Source organism: Pedobacter changchengzhani (genome assembly GCF_004354365.1).
GTDB classification, from domain to species: Bacteria; Bacteroidota; Bacteroidia; order Sphingobacteriales; family Sphingobacteriaceae; genus Pedobacter; species Pedobacter changchengzhani.
The window spans coordinates 13,796-30,286 of sequence record NZ_SJCY01000005.1; the positions used below are offsets into that span (position 1 = coordinate 13,796).

Annotated in this window: 15 protein-coding genes and 1 pseudogene; 15 read left to right on the top strand and 1 reads right to left on the bottom strand. The window is 34.1% G+C overall.

Annotated elements, in window-relative coordinates; translation table 11 throughout:
- Positions 1-19: 19 nt before the first annotated feature.
- The 9 genes from EZJ43_RS09115 (at position 20) to EZJ43_RS09155 (ending at position 10,756) form a co-directional block, all read left to right on the top strand.
- On the top strand, positions 20-427 hold the full coding sequence (locus EZJ43_RS09115) for a hypothetical protein (RefSeq protein ID WP_133262403.1): 408 nt from the start codon (positions 20-22) through the stop codon (positions 425-427).
- 63 nt (positions 428-490) lie between these two features.
- Entirely contained in the window at positions 491-1,222 is a 732-nt protein-coding gene (locus EZJ43_RS09120; RefSeq protein ID WP_133262536.1) for a phosphatase PAP2 family protein, read from the top strand.
- A gap of 71 nt (positions 1,223-1,293) precedes the next feature.
- Entirely contained in the window at positions 1,294-2,811 is a 1,518-nt protein-coding gene (locus EZJ43_RS09125) for an ArnT family glycosyltransferase (RefSeq protein WP_133262404.1), read from the top strand.
- 107 nt (positions 2,812-2,918) lie between these two features.
- Complete coding sequence (locus EZJ43_RS09130) at positions 2,919-4,130, top strand: TolC family protein (protein ID WP_165953118.1); 1,212 nt, start codon at positions 2,919-2,921, stop codon at positions 4,128-4,130.
- A gap of 1 nt (position 4,131) precedes the next feature.
- Positions 4,132-5,079, top strand: a complete 948-nt coding sequence (locus EZJ43_RS09135; RefSeq protein WP_133262406.1) for an HlyD family efflux transporter periplasmic adaptor subunit — start codon at positions 4,132-4,134, stop codon at positions 5,077-5,079.
- Positions 5,080-5,081: 2 nt separating this feature from the next.
- A complete protein-coding gene (locus EZJ43_RS09140) occupies positions 5,082-8,126 on the top strand; it encodes an efflux RND transporter permease subunit (RefSeq protein WP_133262407.1) in 3,045 nt (1,014 codons plus the stop codon).
- Positions 8,113-8,778 carry a phosphatase PAP2 family protein gene (locus EZJ43_RS09145; protein WP_165953119.1) on the top strand — a complete coding sequence of 222 codons (666 nt, stop codon included), beginning with the start codon at positions 8,113-8,115 and terminating at the stop codon, positions 8,776-8,778. Before EZJ43_RS09140 ends, EZJ43_RS09145 begins: the two co-directional genes overlap by 14 nt.
- A gap of 24 nt (positions 8,779-8,802) precedes the next feature.
- Positions 8,803-9,807 carry a YncE family protein gene (locus EZJ43_RS09150; RefSeq protein WP_133262409.1) on the top strand — a complete coding sequence of 335 codons (1,005 nt, stop codon included), beginning with the start codon at positions 8,803-8,805 and terminating at the stop codon, positions 9,805-9,807.
- 76 nt (positions 9,808-9,883) lie between these two features.
- Positions 9,884-10,756 (top strand): sterol desaturase family protein, encoded by an 873-nt coding sequence (locus EZJ43_RS09155; RefSeq protein WP_133262410.1) that lies wholly within the window; start codon positions 9,884-9,886, stop codon positions 10,754-10,756.
- Between the two features lie 46 nt (positions 10,757-10,802).
- On the opposite strand, the gene rhaM is transcribed toward EZJ43_RS09155, so the two are convergent.
- Positions 10,803-11,114 (bottom strand): L-rhamnose mutarotase, encoded by a 312-nt coding sequence (rhaM, locus tag EZJ43_RS09160; protein ID WP_133262411.1) that lies wholly within the window; start codon positions 11,112-11,114, stop codon positions 10,803-10,805.
- 152 nt (positions 11,115-11,266) lie between these two features.
- On the opposite strand from rhaM, the gene EZJ43_RS09165 reads away from it, so the two are divergent.
- The 6 genes and pseudogenes from EZJ43_RS09165 (at position 11,267) to EZJ43_RS09190 (ending at position 16,445) form a co-directional block, all read left to right on the top strand.
- On the top strand, positions 11,267-12,154 hold the full coding sequence (locus EZJ43_RS09165) for an AraC family transcriptional regulator (RefSeq protein WP_165953120.1): 888 nt from the start codon (positions 11,267-11,269) through the stop codon (positions 12,152-12,154).
- Between the two features lie 319 nt (positions 12,155-12,473).
- Positions 12,474-12,801: pseudogene (locus EZJ43_RS09170) on the top strand (IS1595 family transposase); the annotation flags it as partial.
- A 248-nt stretch (positions 12,802-13,049) separates the two neighbouring features.
- A complete protein-coding gene (locus EZJ43_RS09175) occupies positions 13,050-13,670 on the top strand; it encodes a hypothetical protein (protein WP_133262413.1) in 621 nt (206 codons plus the stop codon).
- Positions 13,671-13,870: 200 nt separating this feature from the next.
- Complete coding sequence (locus EZJ43_RS09180) at positions 13,871-14,473, top strand: DUF6705 family protein (RefSeq protein WP_207924602.1); 603 nt, start codon at positions 13,871-13,873, stop codon at positions 14,471-14,473.
- A 316-nt stretch (positions 14,474-14,789) separates the two neighbouring features.
- On the top strand, positions 14,790-15,605 hold the full coding sequence (locus EZJ43_RS09185) for a phytanoyl-CoA dioxygenase family protein (protein WP_133262415.1): 816 nt from the start codon (positions 14,790-14,792) through the stop codon (positions 15,603-15,605).
- Positions 15,606-16,445: a sugar phosphate isomerase/epimerase family protein gene (locus EZJ43_RS09190; protein ID WP_133262416.1), complete on the top strand. Its 840-nt coding sequence runs from the start codon at positions 15,606-15,608 to the stop codon at positions 16,443-16,445.
- Positions 16,446-16,491 lie beyond the last annotated feature (46 nt).

Sequence of the window (16,491 nt, forward strand, 5' to 3'; positions counted from 1 at the left end):
TTTGACTAAAAAATCTATTATGAAAAAGTTATTTGTATTTTTAGTAATTTCAGCTGGTCTTGTAAACATAGCTCAAGCACAAAAATTAAAAGCAGAAAAAGTGCCAATGGCAGTTAGAAATGCTTTTACCAAACTTCACCCAACTGCAAAAGTAAAATGGGAATTAGAGAAAAAAGATTATGAAGCGGGTTTTATATTAGGCGGTAAAGAAACCACCGAAGTTTATTCAATAAACGGCGTTTTAAAAGAAACAGAAGTTACAATTAAGCTTTCGGAATTTCCGATGGCAGTGATGGCAAAGCTTAAAAATTTAAAAATTACCGAAGCTGCAAAAATTACCAGAGCAGATGGTTCAGTTGTTTATGAAGCCGAAGTAAAGGGTAAAGATCTGTTATTTGATAAAGATGGTAAATCCATTAAAAACTAAATTATGCGTATTTTTTTATCAATTTTTATTCTTGTTTTTAGCATTCAAACAAATCTGTTTTCTATGCAGATTGATTCACTTAAATATGCTTCTCCTGATACGTTAGGCAGATGGTATGCAGGTAAAGTTGTGCCAAAAAAGAAATTTAAATTGGTGCCATTTATTGCCCCGGTAGCTTTGGTAAGCTATGGATTTATTGCGGTTTACGATAAAGGCGCTTTAAACAAGTTAGATTTAAGTACAAGAGCCGAACTTCAAGAAGACCATCCGCTTTTTGCCGCGCACGTTGATGATTATTTGCAATTTGCACCTGCAGCAGCAGTGTATGCTTTAAATTTATCGGGAGTTAAGGGCAAGCATAATTTGTTTGATGCTTCTATGCTTTACCTTACATCGGCAGCGATTATGGGGGCTTCTACACATTTTATCAAAAAAGGTGTCGGCAGGTTAAGACCCGATGCCAGTGGTAATAATTCTTTTCCATCTGGCCATACCGCATCGGCTTTTATGGCAGCAGAATTTTTGCATCAAGAGTATAAAGACGTAAATCCATGGATTGGTTATGCGGGATATTTTGTGGCTACCGCTACCGGTACACTGCGCATGTACAACAACAAACACTGGTTTAGTGATGTGGTGGCGGGCGCCGGCTTTGGTATGGCATCAACAAAAATATCGTACCTAATATACCCGTACATTAAGCGCTTATTCATAAATAAAAAAGGTGGTAATTTTACTTTAATGCCTTATTACGGCCAAGGAACCAAGGGATTAGCGCTAGCCGGTAGGTTTTAATTACCAAAAGGAAAGAAAATCTTTTGGCTGAAGGAGAGTTTAAAAATCATTAAATTATAAATATTCATTTCATGAAATTTAACAGTAAGGTATTAAAAGAAGTAATTGGCGCAATACCCTTTTTACTCCTTTTTGGTATTTTAATCATCAGGTTAGCTTCTATTTGGTTAATGGGGCCTATGCCTCAAGACGCATATTATTTTTTCTATGCGCAACATCCAGCACTTTCTTATTTTGATCATCCGCCTGCAATTGCTGTTTTATTAAAAATTTTCACGTCCATTTTAGGCAAGCACGTTTATGCAATAAAATTAGCCGATTCATTACTCACGGTTGCAATTTCTATTTCTTTATATCAATTGGCCATTAAGTTTTTTCCAAATCAGGTATCCAAAAAAATTATTATTTTATTTTTAAGTACCTTAATGGTGAGTGTACTTTCTTTGGTATCTACACCAGATACGCCATTGCTTTTCTTTTGGGCATTAACATTAATCGCGCTTTTTGAAGCTATATTTAACAATAAAAAATCTTACTGGCTTATTGCTGGCGTGTTAATGGGGCTTGCTTTTGATAGCAAGTACACGGCTGTGTTTTTGCCTGCGGGGATGATTCTTTTTTTATTGCTTTCCACCTCCAAAAGAAAATATTTGTTGTCGGTATGGCCTTGGCTTGCTTGTATTATAATGGTTTTTGTAGCTGCGCCAGTTATCATTTGGAATGTGCAAAATCATTTTGCTTCTTTTGCTTTTCAAGGTGCACAGAGAATGCATGCTGCCGCTGCCTTTCAATTACAACCAAAATTTGTAGCAGGTTTAATTGGTCACCAGCTTTTTCTATTAATTCCTATAGGCTTAATTGCTATTTTTTATGCTTTAATACAGATTATAAAAAAGTATAAAAACAGTTGGAAGTTAATGCCCGCAGAAACCGTCTTTTTACTTTGCTTCTTCTTACCGTTATTTTCTGTTTTTTTAATACTTTCTCCAATATATTGGATCAAAATAAACTGGATGATGCCTGCGTACATTACAGGGATTATTTTGGCTGGCAATGTGATTAGCAAGAAGTGGCTAAATGTGCAAGTAGTTATTTCTTTTGTAGTGCATTTTGGTCTTTTAATAGAAGTGTTGTTTTATCCATTTCCAATTAAATCAGACGATACTTGGGTGGGTTGGAAAGAGGTTACTGAAAAAGCTAACGCCATTCAAACACAGCAACATGCAAATTTTATCTTCTCTGCCGATAATTATAAAACCACCGCAGAACTTAATCTTTTTAGCAATGAATTTGTTTATGGCCAGAACATTATTGGAGAACATGCCTTGCAGTTCGATTTTATTGGTACTGATCTTACTGCGCTAAACGGGAAGTCTGCAATATTTTTAGATTCTGATCCTCAGTTTAAAAATAATGACCAGCAAGTTGAAATAAACCCAAATCTTAAATCATATTTTAGGGATGTTAAACAGCTTCAACCCATTATAATTTCGTTTAATAATAAACCTGTTCGTAAATTTTACGTGTATTTATGCGAAGGTTACAAACCGAAATTAAATAATCAAACTACAGAATTACGCCATAATTGATCAATATCTTTAACTAAAATAAGTAAAATAACTTGTTGCATATTAAGTGTGTGGGTTATTGTAATATTAAAATGATCGCGATAAAGAAATTTTTTATAACCTTATTAATGTCTATCTCGCTGATGGTTTCCATGGCGCAGACTTCACCTAAAGATTTAAACTATTTTTTAAATAGTGCGCATTTTACAAGTCCTTTGTTAAAAGATCTGAACAATCAACGCAGATCTGCAAAAGTTGATAGTTTAATTATTAAAGCCACATCTGGCTTTCAAGTTAATGTAAATTCGGCTGGATTGTATGCCCCTGTGGTAAAGGGATATGGTTTTGATGAAGTGCTTACAAACGGGCAAGCTTTAGAAGGTTACCTAAATTTGAGTTACAATTTGTTAAATGGTAAAAGATTAAACAATCAGCTCGAAGGTGTTAAAATACAAATTGATTCTATTCAATATGCCTCAACATTATCGAATTTCGATTTAAATAGAACCATTACAGACCAATATTTAACTGCTTATTCTAGTCAATTACAAAATATTTTTAATATTGAAGTTGTTAACTTATTAGAAAAAGAAGATGGCTTGTTAAAGCAACTTACCCGGAGTAATATTTATAAGCAATCAGAATATCTTACCTTTTTGGTTACGTTACAACAACAGCAATTAATTTTAAGGCAATCGAATTTACAGTTTCAAAATGATTATGCAACCTTGGCTTACTTATCAGGGATTCAGGATACTTCAAAAGCCGTATTAATTGCGCCTAATCTTGATGGTATTAAAATGGCGTCAGAGCAAACATTTTTTCTTCAAAAATTTGCGATAGATAGTTTAAGGAATGCCAACTTAAAAAGGAATATCGATTTGAATTATTTACCAAAGCTTGGTGTTTATGCCAATGGTGGTTATAATTCATCATTCATTTTACAGCCTTATAAAAATTTTGGAGCAAGCGTTGGTTTTACTTTTTCTGTTCCAATTTATGATGGTAACCAACGGAAAATGCAGTACAATAAGTTGGCAATTGCTTCGGATACCCGATCTATTTACCGTAGCTTTTTTATCGATCAGCAAAAGCAACAATTAAACCTAATTCGCCAGCAGATTGCGCAAACAGATGCACTTTTTAGTAAAATAAATGATCAAATTCGCTTTAGCAAAAGCCTTATCGATGTGGATAGAAAACTGTTGCATACCGGCGATTTGCGAATGGCTGATTTTATTATGGCGATAAATAATTACATGACTGCGCAAAATTTGTACAGACAAACAACTATAAACAAATTGAAGCTTATTAACCAGTTTAACTATTGGAATAAATAATATGAAACCAATCTTAAATCAAAAAATCACTTTAATGCAATGGCTAGTTTGTATGGTTTTTTCTTACTTATTGATACAAGCATGCGGTAGTAAAGCGCCCGCAGCTAAAGAAGAAGTATCATTACCGACAACACCTGTGGAAGTGGTGGGCATTGGCGACACTACGCTTGCAGAATATATCGATATTTCGGCAGTTTCTGCTTACACCGAAAAAAGTATGGTTAAAGCCAACATAAACGGTTATATACAAAAAGCAAATATTAAGTTGGGCGATAAAGTTGGTAGAGGCGAATTAATGTTCTCGCTAATTACCAAAGAAGCCCGCTCAATCGGCAACGCTGTAAATAAGCTAGATCCGGGTTTTAAGTTTACGGGTATTTCATCAATAAAAGCAAATGTAGATGGAATTATTGTGCAGCTAAATCATCAAAAAGGAGATTATGTACAAGATGGAGAAGCGCTAGCAAGTATTGTAAACAGAAACAGTTTGGTCTTTTTACTTAACCTGCCTTATGCTTTAAATACAATTATTGGTACAAATAAAACGATAGCAGTTATTTTGCCCGATGGTGTTAAACTTGATGGAAAAGTGACCGGAACAATGCCCGCTGTTGATTCTTTGGCCCAAACGCAACGCTACATTATAAAAGTAAATACATCAAAAGATATTCCAGAGGGATTAATTGCTAAAGTTAGGCTAACAAAATTGGCACACCAAAATGCGCAAGTTTTACCTAAATCGGCAATACTTGCTAACGAAACTGAAGATGAGTTTTGGGTAATGAAACTGATTAACGATTCTACCGCAGTAAAAGTAAAAGTTGAAAAAGGAATTGAAAACGATCAAACAATTGAAGTGTTAAAACCGACGTTTTTAAAAACCGATAAAATTATTTCATCAGGAAATTATGGCCTTGCCGATACAGCAAAGGTTAAAATACAAAAATAGGAATGAATAGTTTTTTTATAAACCATAGAAAGTCAATTCTTGCCATGATGATACTCATTCTGGTAGGTGGCTTTTATGCATTTTTTCAATTAAAAACGGGGCTTTTTCCCGAAATTACGTTCCCAAAGATTAAAATTATTGCAGAAGCAGAATTGCAACCTGTAAATAAAATGGTGCTTACCGTTACCCAACCTTTAGAAAATGCGGTAAAGCAAGTTCCCGATCTTCAGTTGATAAAAAGTACCACAAGCCGTGGCAGTTGCGAAATTTCTGCTTTTATGAATTCGGGTGCCGATCTAGATTTAAGTCAGCAACGAATAGAATCTCAGATTGCTAAAATAAGTGCTTCACTTCCTCCTGGCGTAAATATCTCAGTCGAGAAAATGAATCCATCTATTCTTCCCGTTAGTGGTTATAGTTTAGAAAGCAATAAATTCTCGCCAGTTGAACTTAAAAAAATTGCAACTTTTACTGTTAAGCCGTTTCTTTCGCAGGTAGAAGGGGTTTCTGAAATTCGAGTAATTGGCGGAAAAAACAAAGAATTGTGGATGGAATTAAATCCACTGCAAATGCAGGCTTTAGGCATAACACCCGATTTAATAACGCAAGCACTTGCGCAAACTAATTTTATCAAATCCAACGGTTACTTAACGGATAATAATTTTTTATACCTCTCGGTTACTGATGCATCCGTTAAAACTAAAACAGATTTAGAAAATCTAGTAATCGCAAGAAAAGGAAATAGGATTGTTAAAATAAGCGATGTTGCCAAAGTAAGTTTTCAAGAAAGTGTAGAATATACCCGGATAAATGCAAATGGAAAAGATGGGGTACTCATTGCCGTAATTAAACAACCCAATGCAAACTTGGTTGATATTTCTAAAGAAATGACGGCAAAAGTTGCAAAATTAACCGCTATTTTGCCTGCTGGAGTAATTATTAAACCGTACTATGCACAAGCAGATTTTGTTAATGAATCGGTAATAAGTGTTAGAGATAGTTTGCTTATTGGTTTGGCTTTGGCCATTATCGTCGCAATTATTTTTTTACGCTCTTTAAAGGCCAGTGCAACAATTCTCATCACCATTCCCATTACTTTATGCTTAACTGTAATTTTTCTTTATGGGATTGGTTATACCTTAAATATTATGACTTTGGGAGCAATTGCAGCTGCCATCGGTCTTATAATTGATGATGCCATTGTAGTAGTAGAACAAATACATCGCACGCACGAAGAACATCCGCACGAAAAAACTAAAAAATTATTGGGCAAGGCGATAAAATACTTGTTTCCGGCCATGTTGGGTTCATCTATAAGCACAATTGTTATTTTCGTGCCTTTTGTTTTAATGACGGGTGTTGCGGGTTCTTACTTTCAGGTAATGACCAATACAATGATTATTACATTGGTGTGCTCGTTTTTTGTAACGTGGCTTGGTTTGCCAGTGGTTTATTTATTATTGAGTAAAAATTCTGGTAAGCTTAAGGATAAAAAGGTTGAGGTACATGAAGTTAAAACCCAAAAATGGGTTTATTATTTTATTTCGCGCCCATACATTTCTATTGTATTTATGTTGGTGCTTGTTGCTTCAATCGTGTTGATTTATCCACGATTACAAACAGGTTTTTTACCAGAAATGGATGAAGGAAGTATTGTTTTAGATTATTCTTCGCCTCCGGGAACATCGTTAGCGGAAACCGATAGGATGCTTAAAGCGGTGGAAAAAGAAATTGTAAAAATTCCTGATGTTGAAGCCTATTCTCGGCGAACAGGTACGCAAATGGGCTTTTTTATAACTGAACCAAATCGGGGCGATTATCTTATTCAACTGAAGAAAAACAGGACAAAAAGTACCGATGAGGTTATTGCTGAAATTAGAAAAAACATAGAAAGTACACAGCCGGCATTGGTTGTAGATTTTGGTCAGGTTATTGGCGATATGCTTGGCGATTTAATGAGCTCGACCCAACCCATTGAGGTTAAAATTTTTGGTAACGATCAGCAAAATCTTAAAATACTAGCTAAACAGGTGGCTGCGCTAATCGGTAAAATCCCCGGCACGGCCGATGTTTTTGATGGGATCGTTATTTCTGGCCCTACGGTAAATATACAGCCAAATTATGTGGCGCTTGCACAATATGGCATTACGCCAATGTCTTTTCAATCGCAAGTACAAACTGCAATGCAGGGTAATTTAGTGGGCGATTTTTACGATAAGCAACAAATTTCTCCCATTAGGATGATTTATCCCGGTAGTAGAAAATTCGGCACATCAGATATTTCGAATCTGAAAATATTTCTGCCAAATGGCGCCACCATACCCATTCAAGATTTAGCACAAGTGGAGTTAAAAACAGGAAGTGCAGAAGTTGAGCGAGAAAACTTACAATCAATAGGTACAATTACCGCAAGGCTAAACGAACGCGATTTGGGCAGTGTAATGAAAGATATTCAAAAGGCTGTAAAATCGAAAATTAATCTACCTTCTGGTTATCACATTGAGTATGGGGGCGCTTATAAAGAACAACAAAAATCTTTTTCGGAGTTGTTAACCATATTAATTGCGTCGAGTTTGCTCGTTTTTACCGTAATCTTATTTCTTTTTAAAGATTTTAGGGTCGCATTTATCATTTTTTTAGTTGCAGTTTTGGGTATTTCTGGTAGTTATATTGGGCTTTTAGTAACAGGCACACCCTTAAATGTTGGCAGTTATACAGGGTTGATTATGATTGTGGGAATTATTGGCGAAAATGCAATTTTTACTTTTTTACAGTTTAAAGAATCATTGCACGATAAGGAAATTGACGAAGCGATAACCTTTGCCATTTCTACACGTTTACGCCCAAAGTTAATGACTGCTTTAGGCGCCATCATAGCATTAATGCCTTTAGCATTGGGCATTGGTGCGGGTGCACAGCTTCACCAACCTTTGGCAATTGCTGTAATTGGTGGGTTTTTAATTGCACTGCCACTGCTATTGGTTGTTTTACCAACCCTTTTAAGAAAGTTTTATAAATTTCCAACTGATGATTATGAAACAGAATAAATACAACTTAGAAAACAATATTAGCCGGAGTAAATATGTGCCGTACATTTTGTTGCTGGCAAGTATTTGTTTCGTGCTTATTACCACTTTGGTTGTTATTTTCCCATCTAACGCCATCGATATTGGTTTTACGCTGATGATTCAACATTATCAAAGTGCTTTTTTAGATAAATTTATGACTGCCATAAGTGTATTTGGGCACATTAAAATATCGGTGCCGATGGTTTTAGCTACTGCGATTATTTTTTTACTTTTTAAGAAGAAAAAGGAGTCTCTTTTTATTGTATTTACGGCTGCTGCGGGTATTGTGAGTTCATTAGTTAAGTACTTTGTTAATCGTCCACGACCACCTAAAAGCATAGTTAGGTTAATTGAGGTTACGCATCAGCAAAGTTTCCCCAGTGGGCATGTGCTATTTTACACGGTATTTTTTGGGTTTATACTTTACTTAATGTTTAAGCTAAAAGATGCAAGTTTTTACCTGCGTTTGGTCGTTTCTTCAATCTGTGTGCTCATGATTGTGCTCGTTTTCTTTTCGAGGATTTATTTGGGTGCACATTGGTTAAGCGATGTTTTAGCGAGTTATTTTCTTGGCATTTTATGCCTCTATGTACTCATCTATTTTTACGAATTGAAAAATTATAAAATCTAATCTAAATCAAAAAATCTAATCATAATGAAAAAGCAACTATTAACTATAACTATGCTAATTGGGTTCGTAATTGTGGCAAATGGCCAAAAGAAAGGTACTTTCGGTATTTTGGCTAAGTACGAAATTAAGAGTGATGGCGGATGGGATTATTTGACTATCGACCAAAAAACAAATAATATTTTCGTTTCTCACGGTAACCAGGTTAATGTGTTATCAAAAAATGGCGATTCGATTGGGGTAATTAAAAACACGCTGGGTGTGCACGGTATTGCAATCGTTAATGCTGTTGGCAAAGGCTATACTTCTAATGGTAAATTGGGTACTTGTACTGTGTTCGACTTAAAAAACTTTGTTGTATTGGGGCAAATTAAAGTAGGAGAAAATCCTGATGCGATTTTTTATGATGATTATTCGAAAAAAGTAATCGTGTTTAATGGTAAAAGTAAGGATGCTAGTATTATAGATCCTCAAAACGATAAAGTTTTAGCTACTGTTCCCTTAGGTGGAAAACCTGAAGCCGGCGTTTCAGACGATAAGGGAAACATTTTTGTTAATATTGAAGATACTGGCGAAATAGTTTCTTTTGAAAGTAGAACCTTTAAAGTAACTGCTCGGTATAAGTTGAAAAACGGCGAAGAACCATCTGGTTTAGCGATTGATAGGGCAACATCACGTTTATTTACGGTTTGTGGCAACAAGTTGATGCTGGTTTTAGATTCAAAAACAGGTGCACAGGTTGCGAGTTTGCCAATTGGCGAGGGTTGTGATGGAGTTGTGTTTGATAAACAAGCAAAGCTGATTTACAGTTCGAATGGCGAGGGAACGGTAACGGTGGTAAAGGAGAAATCGGCAAATAAATTTAAGGTTGTAGAAACCGTTAAATCAGAAATGGGTGCAAGAACTATCGCATTGAATGAAAGTACTGGTCGCATTTTTTTACCAACGGCAAGTTTTGAAAAAAGTACTATTGCAGGCCAAAGACCAAAAAGAATTTCTGGTACGTTTAGGGTATTGGAAATAGGTAAGTAAAATCAATTATTATTTGATGGTATCTAAAAAATTAATGGCAATAAATCACTTTTAAGAGTATAAGAAAACCAATATTATGAACCCAGCTTCCAGTCATTCCACCAACCTTCAACTGCTATTTTTTGCGGTAATTATGGTGGCACTTTGGCATTCAGAAATGCTGTTTAACGAAATTCCCTTAAAGGAAAAATGGAAACATGCGGTACTCAATTTACAATTTCTTTTAACAGCAACGTTTATTCAATTGCCATTAAGTTTAGCGGTGATTAAAGTAAGCGCTTTAGCCGAAATCAACTCGTGGGGTATTTATAATCATTTGCCAAACATCCCTAGTTTTTGGATCAAATTTCTTATCGGTTTTTTAATGTTGGATTTTTGTGAGTACGCGTATCACTTTGTGATGCATAAAATTTCATTTTTATGGAAAATGCATTTGATCCACCATACCGATAAATTTGTAAATGTATCTACCACCGTGAGGGAGCATCCTGGAGAAACATTTATTCGTGTTAGCTTTATGATCGTTGTTGTTTTTGTAACAGGTATTCCGATTGAGATTTTACTTATTAGGCAGTTTATTCAAAGCTTTTCGAATGTTGTTTCGCACACTTCTATGTCGCTGCCTAAAAAGTTAGAGAAATGGTTAGGTTATATTTTAATTACCCCAAGTTTACACAAAGTTCACCATCATGATAAAATGCCATACACCGATTCAAATTATGGAGATATCCTGTGTATATGGGATCGTCTATTCGGTACTTATCGCGAGTTAGAATTATCGAAAATAAACTTTGGAGTAGATACTGTGAAGGATGAACATGTTGCTACTTTTTCGAAATTAGTTGCTTATCCCTTTTCTAAATTTTCAAAAAAAACGCCTGTTAATATGGTAGATCAAACTACAAAGGTAATTGTTGATTTACCCAAAGTCTTAATTGTCGATTTGTAAATAACAAATTTTTAATCTAATTCTATAGTATCTGTTAAATATTACATTATTCTAAATGGAATACCCTTGGTAATGCTATCGCAATTGGCGATTGATCGGCATTTGTTTCCATAATATCGCCCATAAAAGCCCACCATTTTTTCATTATCGCTTCTTGTGTTAAATCAGGAATTTCACCATTTAAATGTTGTACAGCAAATAAGGTATCGGTTTCTTCATCTAAAAAAATGCTGTAATTAAAAATTCCAGCTTGTTTCAGTAAATCTTCTAGCTCTGGCCAAATTTCATCATGTCTTTTTTGATATTCTACTTTAAAGCCTGGCTTTAATTTCATTTTAAAAGCAACTTGTTTTGTCATTTTTCGGAGTTTTTAAATAGCATAATCTGATTTGAAATTATGATATTTATGTTTTATTTGATTAGAATTAACCAAAGATAATCTCTAAGGTGAGCGATAAAATAATCTAATTGATATATTTAATGTACTTTATGATATCAAACTTACGCTGCATGCATAACTTCTACAAATATTTTCCATCGAGTGATAAGGGTTGTGATTGGGGCTTAAACGTTTTAAGCGTAGGTTGTAGTCGGGTTTTGCCAAATGAAATCTATCCAAATCCAAGCCATCCATCTCACCATAATTTTACTTGGGAAATGGGTCGAGTGTTACAAGAATATGCTTTGGTTTATATCGTAAATGGAACAGGAATATTAGAAACAGAAACACTAAAAGAAGAAATTACTGATGGGACGGTTTTCATGATTTTTCCTGATGAAAGACATCGATATAAACCAGATAACCAAAAAGGTTGGGACGAATATTGGATAAGTTTTAACGGAGATTATATTGAAAAACTTATTGAAGAACATTTATTTTCTAAAACTGATCCGATGTTTCAATTGGGTTTTAATGAGCAGATGCTTCAACTATTTGCAAGTGTTGTACATATCGCGAAAGACGAGAATAAAGGTTATCAAGCAGTTATATCTAGCGCTACGATCCATATTTTAGGAATTCTACATGGATTTAAGCAACAACAAAATCATGATAAAGATAGCATATCGGATCTAACCGTGAAAAAAGCTAAAATATTGTTTAGACATAAAGTTTTAGAGATTACCGATCCAAAAGCGATTGCCGATGAGTTAGAGGTTGGCTATTCTTGGTTCCGCAAGGTTTTTAAAGAAAATACTGGGATTTCTCCAGGTCAATATTTTATCCAGTTGAAAACACAGAAAGCTAAGGAGTTATTGGTTAACCAACAATATTCGATAAAAGAAATAGCCTATATCTTAAAATTTGAATCGCCATTTTACTTTTCTAAACTTTTTAAGCAAAAAACATTATTTACACCATTGCAGTTTAGAAAAAAGTTTGCGAAAAGTGATAAATGAGTTAATTATAAATGATCTTCGTTGCTATTAATAGCTTTTTTTTATACGTTATAAAGATTTTGCGTTAGGGATTGAAGTGAAAATCCTTTTTACTCTTCTTCAGAGTAAAAAGATTGTAACGAAAAGCCCGCCCGAACGCCCTAATTACTATTTTAATATTTTAAATATGATTAGTAAGTTCTGCACATTTATTCAATGTCAAAATGATTAGCTAAAATATCATAATGTATATTTTTAAGCTTTCCTGATACAATAGCTTTTCATTGTCCATAATTAGCAATACTGTTAAAAAACACGTAAATTTATGAAAAAAAAGTAGATGAATCTATTCAGTTTTATAGCAAATTTTGATGGTGAGGAGTTCTGCCGTTTACACTTTAAGTCAGAACGGGATAAGATAGGTGTTATGTGCAGTTGTGTTCAACTGAACATTTTTGGCATAGGAGCATCTGGAGCTATGAATACAAGAAATGTAAACATAGAACTTCTTTAATAACTGGTACTGTTATGCAGAACTCTAATCTATCTTTTCTAATCTGGTATAAACGATGTTTCTTTTGAGTGCGACCAAGAAAGGTTTTTCGAGCAAGGAAATACAGACACAAGCGCAAGGAGCACCAAGTGAGAGTTATAGCGGTTTGATTCATTCTGCTGGTTACTATTTTATATCGGTTACAGCAAGTGTTCATACTCATACCCCTGATAGATCAGATGGAACAAACGGAGTTTCTCATAATGTAGGTGCTGATGATATCCAATTTGCTTCAAATCATCCAGATTTAAAAAATTGGATAATTGGTTGTGGAGCTGTAGCACAGTACAACGCTACTAATTCAAGCTTTTTTAATATTAACTCAGGAGCGATTTCTTCTAATTGTTCTTTAATACAATAGTTATGAAATTTAGACTAACGACAATTTTTTTATTAACGATATTAGTAAACAATTCTTTTTCTCAAAAAAAAATCCAACTCAATGAAAATAATGTAAAGACAGCTATTCGAGAAATCGATATTACAAACAAGTTTCTGGTGGAGGAAGTGAAAAAAATTATAAAAAGCAAAAAAAATAAAGACTCTGTTTTTAAAACCAAAGGTTATATAAGAATTAATGTTAAAGGAGGAGGAGTTTATAACAATATTCCTATCTCATACAAATACTACATAAACAATGATTATCATAGCTTCGATGATATTAGTAATCAAGATATTTTTCCGGACTATTACACTTTTATTAATGGTAAACCTATTCTTATCTTTTCTGATGTTTATGATAAAATTTTTAAAAAAACCTTTTTAGATGAAAGTATTCTATCCTTTCAATCTATTATAGAGCCCTATCTTTTTGAAAAAAAAGAGATAGATAAAGTGCAATTTGAAAATAAAGAACTTGTTACTAACCACAGAAATAAATATCCATTTAGACCTAAAGAGTTGATACAAGTTCATGGTGGAATAACAATTTATTTTCCGGTAGATGGAGGTATAATGCCAATTGTTGTGAAAAATATTTATTAGTATTATTATAATTACAAAACCGTATTGAAAGAGATGACTACATTAATTTCTTAGATTTTTAAAAGAAAAGATGAATGTAAAAGGAATAGAGCTATATAAAATTAAAAATAATGGTTCAGGAGAGAGAAAACTTCTAGCTACAAATAGTAACGGAAAACCAATCATAAATTCAATCCCTTGTCCTCAATAGATTATTAAAAATGTTACAACAAACAAATATGAAAAAGATAATTATTTTATTTATTGCCTTAGCGCTAAGTACCATTAGTTATGCGCAAGTTACTATCTCACTTGAACAAGCAGAAAGTTATAAAGATTCACCTGATGGTATTCCGGAAGATGTTGTCTACGTAAAAGACATTAATAATAAGCTCCCTAAATTTGTAGGAGTATGGAAAGGTACCGCTAACGGTAAATCAATAGAGTTACATTTAAACCGCTTTTTACACCTACCTGAAAGTACAGATGGTTTCAAGATAGACCAGATTGCAGGCAGATTGCTGATCATAGATTCAGCTACAGGACAAATATTATATAATACCTTAAGCATAAGTAACGACGAAAACACAAGTTTACTTGGATTTTATTTTATAAACAATAGTTATGTAATGAATTTCGCAAATATAAATGAAAATTACTGCATGGATAGCGGAGATGTATACCTTTCTATTAGTAGTAATGATTTAACAGCAATGAAGTTAAACTTTCTTAGAACCCAAGAATGGCGGTCACCTTCAGATTGCCCTAACTTTAGCACTTATGTACCTATTTTACCCAAAAATGTTTTATTGACAAAGCAATAGTTATAACCATATCAAAAGTTTAGAGGGAAAAAAATAAGAAGAAGAAAATATTTGGCATTTTTTTCAGAAAATTATCAACAGTCGAAATTTTGATTTTTCACAATCTTTGTTAAATCTTATAATTTATAGAATTTAAATCTGAAATTACTGCTTTAATAATTGAAATCTGGTTAATAAATATCAGTCAGCACATTTATTCAATGTCAAAATGATTAGCTAAAATATCATAATGTATATTTTTAAGCTTTGCTGATGTAATAGCTTAGTATTTAATTAAATGCTAACCAATTTATAATTCTTGCAAAAAAATCATCAGATGAATAATCAAATTACACAAGCACAAATTGATGCTTACCAAGAAAACGGGTTTGTTGTTATTGAAGACTTTTTAAATACCGAAGAACTTGAGTATTGGAGAACCAGCGTTACCCAAGCTCTGGCAGATCGTAAAGGTTTAAAAATACCCGGTAAAAAAGGTAATATTGATGAAAGCGATGGTATAAATGAGGATTCTGATTACTACACAAAAGTTTTTGATCAATCTATTAATCTTTGGCAAACGAGCGAGACCATGAAAAAAATCATGTTTGACGAGCGGATTGGAAAAATGGTAAGTGATTTATCAGGATCGGATGGCGTTAGAATTTGGCACGACCAAGCCTTAATCAAACGTCCTTGGGCAAACCCAACATCGTGGCATTTAGATACGCCGTATTGGTCTTTCTCTGATAAACGAGCAATGTCTATCTGGGTTGCTTTGGATGACGTAACCTTAGAAAATGGTTGTCTGTTCTTTCTACCCGGAACACATAAATTAACCACTTTCGAAAATCCATCTATAGGAAAAAATATGGATGCCATCTTCAGTTTTTATCCAGAATTTAAAGAACGTAAATCGCAACCCGTGGTGATTAAAGCGGGCACTTGCTCTTGCCACAACGGTTTAACAGTTCACGGTGCACATGCAAACATGACCCCGGGTTTTAGGCGTGCCATGACCTGCGCATTTATGCCTGATGGAAGTACGTTTAATGGAATTCCGAATGTATTGCCAGATAGTTATTTGAAGACTTTAAAAGTTGGCGATGTGTTAAATAATAATGATCAGAATCCCTTAATCTATAAAAAATAAATGCCTAAAGTAAAGTTTTATTGTCCGAGATGGGGTGCTGAGGATTTGGATTGGGATGTGTTTTTAGAAAAAGTAATTTCTAGTGGATACGATGGTGTAGAGGTTTATCCATTACTTACGCCAGAAGAAAAACCAGCGATGTTGCAGGCTTTGGAAGAAACAAGTTTAGATTTTAGTTTGTTGCATACTGTACAGAATGAAGGTAAAGATTTTGCGAAATACTGCGAGGCTTTGGAACGAAATCTGAATGAATTAATAACCTACCAAACAGAAACGATTAAGCCAAAATTTATCACTTCGCAAACCGGAAGAGAATATTTTACCAAAGACCAAATGGAGATTTGCTTCGCCATTTGCGATAGAATTAGTGCAGAAAGTGGCATTCAAATTTTTCATGAATTGCATCGCAATAAATGGTCGTACGCAGCACATGTTGTAAAAAGCTATTTGGAGGATGAAAGGTTTGATGAAGTTAAATTAACGTTAGATTTTTCTCACTGGGTTTGTGTTTCAGAAAGTTATTTGGAAGATCAACAAGAGGCAATTGATTTGGCGATAAAACGGGCTGTTCATATCCATGCAAGGGTTGGTCACATAGAAGGCCCGCAAGTTACCGATCCGAGAACATTAGAAAATAAAGAGGCTTTAAATTTTCATTTATTATGGTGGGATAAATGGATGGAGCATTTAAAATCAAGCGGGATAAAAGAGTGCAGCATTACGCCAGAGTTTGGTTCGTATCCATATATGGCTCATCAAATTGGTACAACTACGCCAATAGCCAGCCAATGGGAAATTAATTGTTGGATGAAAGATTTGTTGAAGGAACGATACTGTTAATGTAATTACTAACACTTCCATGGAGTATGTTTAATAGCCTTCAAAT

Bases quoted from the DNA above. Each gene is read 5' to 3' on its own strand.
- EZJ43_RS09115 (WP_133262403.1), top strand. From the start codon at position 20: ATGAAAAAGTTATTTGTATTTTTAGTAATTTCAGCTGGTCTTGTAAAC.
- EZJ43_RS09120 (WP_133262536.1), top strand. From the start codon at position 491: ATGCAGATTGATTCACTTAAATATGCTTCTCCTGATACGTTAGGCAGA.
- EZJ43_RS09125 (WP_133262404.1), top strand. From the start codon at position 1,294: ATGAAATTTAACAGTAAGGTATTAAAAGAAGTAATTGGCGCAATACCC.
- EZJ43_RS09130 (WP_165953118.1), top strand. From the start codon at position 2,919: ATGTCTATCTCGCTGATGGTTTCCATGGCGCAGACTTCACCTAAAGAT.
- EZJ43_RS09135 (WP_133262406.1), top strand. From the start codon at position 4,132: ATGAAACCAATCTTAAATCAAAAAATCACTTTAATGCAATGGCTAGTT.
- EZJ43_RS09140 (WP_133262407.1), top strand. From the start codon at position 5,082: ATGAATAGTTTTTTTATAAACCATAGAAAGTCAATTCTTGCCATGATG.
- EZJ43_RS09145 (WP_165953119.1), top strand. From the start codon at position 8,113: ATGAAACAGAATAAATACAACTTAGAAAACAATATTAGCCGGAGTAAA.
- EZJ43_RS09150 (WP_133262409.1), top strand. From the start codon at position 8,803: ATGAAAAAGCAACTATTAACTATAACTATGCTAATTGGGTTCGTAATT.
- EZJ43_RS09155 (WP_133262410.1), top strand. From the start codon at position 9,884: ATGAACCCAGCTTCCAGTCATTCCACCAACCTTCAACTGCTATTTTTT.
- rhaM (WP_133262411.1), bottom strand. From the start codon at position 11,114: ATGACAAAACAAGTTGCTTTTAAAATGAAATTAAAGCCAGGCTTTAAA.
- EZJ43_RS09165 (WP_165953120.1), top strand. From the start codon at position 11,267: ATGCATAACTTCTACAAATATTTTCCATCGAGTGATAAGGGTTGTGAT.
- EZJ43_RS09175 (WP_133262413.1), top strand. From the start codon at position 13,050: ATGAAATTTAGACTAACGACAATTTTTTTATTAACGATATTAGTAAAC.
- EZJ43_RS09180 (WP_207924602.1), top strand. From the start codon at position 13,871: ATGTTACAACAAACAAATATGAAAAAGATAATTATTTTATTTATTGCC.
- EZJ43_RS09185 (WP_133262415.1), top strand. From the start codon at position 14,790: ATGAATAATCAAATTACACAAGCACAAATTGATGCTTACCAAGAAAAC.
- EZJ43_RS09190 (WP_133262416.1), top strand. From the start codon at position 15,606: ATGCCTAAAGTAAAGTTTTATTGTCCGAGATGGGGTGCTGAGGATTTG.